The organism is Candidatus Proelusimicrobium excrementi (assembly GCF_937881865.1).
In the GTDB taxonomy this organism is placed as follows: domain Bacteria; phylum Elusimicrobiota; class Elusimicrobia; order Elusimicrobiales; family Elusimicrobiaceae; genus Proelusimicrobium; species Proelusimicrobium excrementi.
The window spans coordinates 1-5402 of sequence record NZ_CALGEO010000017.1 but is presented as its reverse complement, the minus strand read 5'-3'; the positions used below and the strand labels follow the sequence as shown (position 1 = coordinate 5402).

Annotated in this window: 5 protein-coding genes and 1 tRNA gene; 3 read left to right on the top strand and 3 right to left on the bottom strand. The window is 41.3% G+C overall.

Going from position 1 to position 5402, the window contains the following annotated elements; genetic code table 11:
* Positions 1-162: 162 nt before the first annotated feature.
* Positions 163-1458, bottom strand: a complete 1296-nt coding sequence (gene asnS / locus ACQY26_RS01290; protein ID WP_428047275.1) for an asparagine--tRNA ligase — start codon at positions 1456-1458, stop codon at positions 163-165.
* A gap of 85 nt (positions 1459-1543) precedes the next feature.
* A tRNA-Ala gene (locus ACQY26_RS01285) sits at positions 1544-1619 on the bottom strand.
* 122 nt (positions 1620-1741) lie between these two features.
* Between ACQY26_RS01285 and ACQY26_RS01280 the strand changes: the two genes are divergently transcribed.
* Genes ACQY26_RS01280 through ACQY26_RS01270 form a run of 3 tightly spaced genes read left to right on the top strand, consistent with a single transcriptional unit; the run spans position 1742 to position 4750 of the window.
* Entirely contained in the window at positions 1742-2233 is a 492-nt protein-coding gene (locus ACQY26_RS01280) for an RNA polymerase sigma factor (RefSeq protein WP_428047274.1), read from the top strand.
* The gene (locus ACQY26_RS01275; RefSeq protein ID WP_428047273.1) at positions 2230-3507 is read left to right on the top strand and encodes a VWA domain-containing protein; all 1278 of its coding nucleotides are present in this window, start codon (positions 2230-2232) and stop codon (positions 3505-3507) included. The genes ACQY26_RS01280 and ACQY26_RS01275 overlap by 4 nt, the downstream gene beginning before the upstream one ends.
* Positions 3508-3520: 13 nt before the next feature.
* A complete protein-coding gene (locus tag ACQY26_RS01270) occupies positions 3521-4750 on the top strand; it encodes an ABC transporter permease (protein ID WP_428047272.1) in 1230 nt (409 codons plus the stop codon).
* 3 nt (positions 4751-4753) lie between these two features.
* Here the strand turns inward: ACQY26_RS01270 and ACQY26_RS01265 are convergent.
* The coding region (locus ACQY26_RS01265) for a hypothetical protein (protein ID WP_428047271.1) at positions 4754-5402 on the bottom strand (649 nt) is incomplete at its 5' end.

Here is a 5402-nt window from a genome sequence, read left to right as displayed (position 1 = left end):
GAGCGGCGCAAGGTGCAGTATAAGGCTTTGCTTAACCTAAATTGCTAGCCGCAAGTACACAATATCTCGCGGGTAAAAAATGGGAGCGCACAACTTAGACCGAGAAAATACAAAAAAACAAGGGCGGAGATACAAATCCCCGCCCTCTCAGAAAACCACCGCTTACGGTTTTATCCTGTCCATAAGCCTCGGGAAAGGTATCGTTTCCCTTACGTGCGGCAATCCGCATATCCACGCCACGGCCCTTTCTATACCCATGCCGAATCCGCTGTGCGGCACGCTTCCGTATTTGCGCAGGTCAAGGTACCAGTCAAACGCGCTTTCTTCAAGGCCCTGCTCGTGTATGCGTTTGATAAGGGTGTCATAATCCTCTTCCCTTTGGCTTCCGCCGATAATTTCCCCATAGCCTTCCGGCCCGATTACGTCTACGGCCAAAGCGAGTTTTTCATCTTTAGGGTCGCGCTTCATATAAAAAGCTTTTATGGCCGCGGGATAGCGGTGTATCATTACCGGGCGGTCGAAAGTCTTGGATATAATCGTTTCTTCGTCGCCGCCGATATCGCCGCCCCATTCCGTCGGGTTGCCGTTTTTATTTAAAATTTCAATAGCTTCCGTATAAGAAATGCGCGGGAAAGGTTTTTTGATATTTTCAAGCTTGCTGATGTCGCGGCCTAAAACTTCAAGTTCGGCACGGCGGTTTTTTAAAACCTTTTCAACTATATAGCAGATGAAATCTTCCGCTAAATCCATATTGTCGTCCAAATCGTTGAAGGCGACTTCCGGCTCCACCATCCAAAATTCCGTAAGGTGGCGGCGCGTTTTGGATTTTTCCGCCCTGAAAGTAGGGCCGAAGCAATAAATCTTGCCCAACGCCATGGCGGAAGCTTCCCCGTAAAGCTGACCGCTTTGGGAAAGCAAAGCTTTTTGCCCGAAGTAATCGGTTTCAAAAAGGGTGCTTGTGCCCTCGCAGGCCGCAGGGGTTAAAATAGGCGAATCCACCAAAGTAAAACCGTTGTTTTTAAAATATTCGCGTATTGCAAAAATTATTTCGTCCCTGATTTTAAGTATCGCAACCTGCCTGCTGGAGCGAAGCCATAAATGGCGGTTATCCATTAAAAAAGCTGTGCCGTGCTCCTTGGGAGAAATGGGATAATCCTTAGCCATCTGCAAAACTTTTATATCTTTAACGCCCAATTCAAAACCCAGCGGGGAGCGTTTGTCTTCCCTTACCGTGCCGGTAACTTCTATTGAAGATTCCTGGGTTATTTTATCGGCGAGTTCAAAAACTTCCGCGGTAACGTCGCCTTTAAAAACGACGCATTGTATAATGCCGCTGCCGTCGCGCAGCTGTAAAAAGTGCAATTTCCCGCTTGAACGTTTATTGTAAAGCCAGCCTTTTAAAGTGATTTCTCGGCCGACGTATCCGCCGACGTCCTTAACGCGAATTTTATCTAACATAAGTTTTACCTCTTGAATATACTTTGCATATATCTTAAATTTTAGCAAAATAAATAAGGCCGGGCTATATGCCGGCCGTTAAATCTGGTGGACGTGATGGGAGTCGAACCCACGACCTCCTCGTTGCGAACGAGGCGCTCTCCCAACTGAGCTACACGCCCTTGAACTTTTAATTATTATAACATTTTTCAAAGAAATATTAAAAGTTTTTTGATAAATATAAATTGCTATAATTTTTTTGTGATACTTTTCCCCCTAGAACGTATACAGGGTGGAGGCCGACATGAACTTTGAAGAAGTCTATAATTCCTACTTCGGACGGATATATTCCTATATAAGGGCCAGGGTTTTAAACGAAACCGCGGCCGACGATATATGCTCCGACGTTTGGGAAACGGTGTTTAAAAAACAAAACGCTTACGAAGAAGCAAAAGGCAATATCGAACAATGGCTGTTTACCATAGCAAGAAACAAAGTAAACGGTTATTTCCGCCTTTATTATATAAGGAATATATTTTCCTTAACAGATAAAGAAGATGTTTTGCCTTCCGGCGAAAGCGTAAACGAAGAACTTGATAAACAGGAAGACATAAAACAGTTAAACGCGGCGTTAAGCGCGCTTAACGCTAAAGAGCGGGATTTGATTTCGCTTAAGTTTTTCTCTTCCATGACGAACAGGGAAATATCCGCGGTATCTTCCCTCAGCGAAAGCAATGTCGGCACCATATTAAACAGAGCAATGCAAAAAGTAAGAACGATATTGGAGGATTTATGAAATATACTGACGAGGAAATAAAAAATAAATTTTCCAATGTTAATTTTGACGAAACCGGCTGGAAAAAGCAGGCCGTCTTTAATAAGATAGTCGCCAAACAGGCCGGAAGGAGATTTAATATGAGGAAAAGATATCTTAAACTTACCGCTGCGGCGTCATTGGTGGTGCTTATAGCCGTCTTCGGTACGCCTGTTTTTAAAGACTATATAAAACACGGGCAAAACGAAACCTACTCGGGCGGAGATATCTGCCAAGGGCAATCTTGCGCTTTATCACCCGAAGAAACGCCCGCCAAGCAAGCGCAAGAGGCGCAAACAACCGCTACGGATAACGCCGCATATAAAGAAGAAGAGAATTTTGAAGCCGAAGTTTTACTTGCGGATTCGGCCCCAATGCCGGCCCCCGTACCGGCACCAGTAAAAGCCACAAGCCGCATCATAAGAGGGGCTTATGCCGCCGCTCCCGCAGCTATGCGGGCAAAAAATATGGCTGTTTCATATTCGGCGCCCCTCGGATACCAGTTGGGCAGGCCGACAAGAGCCCAAGAGCAAAATTTTGCGAAAGAAACTAAAGACTATACAGAAAACGCCTTTAAAAAGGCCTCTTTAGAACCGCTTTCCACATTCTCGGCCGATGTTGATACGGCTTCCTATTCTATGCTGAAAGAACAAATCAACAGAGGCTGGGGCGTACAAAAAGAAGCCGTAAGAATTGAATCTTTAATAAACAACTTCGATTACAATTACGCCGCCCCCAAAGGCGCGGAGCCCTTGAGCGTTGATATTGAGTATTCCGACGCGCCTTGGAATAAAAACAACAAACTTGTAAAAATAGGCGTTAAAGCAAAAACTCTGACGAAAGAAAACCGCCCCCAAAGCAATTTGGTGTTTTTAATAGACGTTTCCGGTTCGATGAGTGATTCCAACAGGCTTCCGCTTGCAAAAAAAGCCTTAAAAATTGTAGGCTTGGAAAAAAGAGAAGACCATATGCCTAACCAAATGTCAGGCGGACAACAACAACGTGTCGCAATCGCAAGAGCAATAGTAAACGATCCGCCTCTAATATTAGCTGACGAACCTACAGGTAATTTAGACACAAAAACAAGTATTGAAGTTATGGAATTTTTTGTAAACCTTAATAAAACAATGAAAAAAACAATAATTCTAGTAACTCACGAACCTGATATCGCTCAATATTGCAAACGAGTGGTAAAATTCAAAGACGGGAAAATAATATCCGACACAATAAACGAACATACAACAATTCCATACTAAAAGGATAATCTGAATGATAGATTTCAAATCAACATTAAAAATGGCAATAGTTTCGCTAAAAATAAACAAGATGCGTTCAATGTTAACCTCTCTAGGTATAATTATCGGCGTTAGCGCAGTAATAATTATGCTTGCAGTTGGTTCAGGAGCCAGCGCAAAAATTGCAAAAGATATGGAATCTATGGGTAGCAACTTATTGATGATTCGTTCAAGTTCTGCGACTTCAGGCGGTGTCAGAATGGGTTCTGGGACTAAACCAACGCTAACATTGAAAGACGCTGAAGCCATTGAAAAATTAGCTAACGGCGTGCTAATGGTTGCTCCATACACTGCCCAAGCAAAACAACTAACTTACGGAAACCAAAACTGGTCAACTTCTGTAGCAGGAACAACTGCATCATATTTGCATATTAGAAATTATGAAATTGTCGATGGAAGGAACTTTATTCCAGAAGATGTAAAAAATAATACAAAAGTAGCTATCATCGGCAACACCGTTGCTACAGAACTTTTCGGAGATATGGATCCAATTAACAAAACAATGCGTATTGGGAATGTTCCGTTCAAAGTTATAGGACTTTTAAAAATCAAGGGCGAAAACGGAATGGGTATGGACCAAGACGATTTAGTATTCATACCAATTACAACCGCACAAAAAAAAGTTTTTGGAACAGACTTCCCTGGATCTGTAAAAATGATAAACGTAAAAGCCATAAGCGAAGAAACTCTAGATATTGCACAGAATGATATTCACGACATATTGAGAAGACGCCACAATATTGGTAAAACTCAAGATGACGATTACGAAATCAGAAACCTTGCCGAAATGCAGGAAACAATTAAATCTTCCGCTCAAACAATGTCCATATTATTAGGTGCAATTGCATCAGTATCACTACTTGTCGGTGGTATAGGTATTATGAACATTATGCTTGTTTCTGTAACAGAAAGAACAAAGGAAATAGGTATCCGTATGGCAATCGGAGCTACTGCATCTGATATAAGAATACAATTTCTAATAGAATCATTTTTGTTGTCTATAATTGGTGGATTAATAGGCATCGTTGTTGGTGTTGCTGGCGCTGAATTAATTCACATATTAACCAAGATGAATATCTTAATATCAAGTTTTTCAATAATACTTTCGTTAACAGTATCAGGTTTAATTGGTGTTTTTGCAGGTTTTTACCCAGCATACAAAGCCTCTCTTTTAAACCCAATTGACGCATTAAGATATGAATAAAAATTATTTTACACAACGAACTCGACACAACAATTGAGGTTGTCTTTTTACTAAATGAGGTTCGTAAGTAGAGCATTCACCACTTTTGTTGCAATAAACGGCACTTCTCATACCATTTGCATCAGCCCAGTAATCATCATCAACTAAAGGTATCCCGCAAATACGTTTTTGCGCTTCCATTATATTTGCCAATTCGGTTGCGTTAGGAAGACGAAAACCTTTAGCCTCACAAGCATCTTTTGCAACACGCCAAGACATTTTCTCTCCAGTTTCATTTGCTTCAAAATACTCATGTAATTCTCTAGGCCCATCAGATACACCTAAATATTTATCCGTTTTAGTATCTTTCATATCTGTAACAACGTACGAACCATTACAAGAACCATGAATAATATCAATTTCGTTGCTACAAGGAATTTGTATCAACTCTCCAGATAATATTTGACAATGAGAAGATCTTTTAGCTTTTGGAACTTCAAATTTTGCTTTTGGAGTCTGTACCACAGGTTCAGAAACAACGGTTTCTTCCTCAACATACTCTTCCTCATCTTCTTCAACATATTCTTCTTCATCAGAATATTCATCATCGGATAAGTATTCATCTTCAACAGGCGTTTCAACAGTCTGCTCTAACTGTGCTTGTTTAGCTTGT

Excerpts from the sequence above, each read along its gene's own strand:
- ACQY26_RS01275 (WP_428047273.1), top strand. The coding sequence starts at position 2,230 with ATGAAATATACTGACGAGGAAATAAAAAATAAATTTTCCAATGTTAAT.
- asnS (WP_428047275.1), bottom strand. The coding sequence starts at position 1,458 with ATGTTAGATAAAATTCGCGTTAAGGACGTCGGCGGATACGTCGGCCGA.
- ACQY26_RS01280 (WP_428047274.1), top strand. The coding sequence starts at position 1,742 with ATGAACTTTGAAGAAGTCTATAATTCCTACTTCGGACGGATATATTCC.
- ACQY26_RS01270 (WP_428047272.1), top strand. The coding sequence starts at position 3,521 with ATGATAGATTTCAAATCAACATTAAAAATGGCAATAGTTTCGCTAAAA.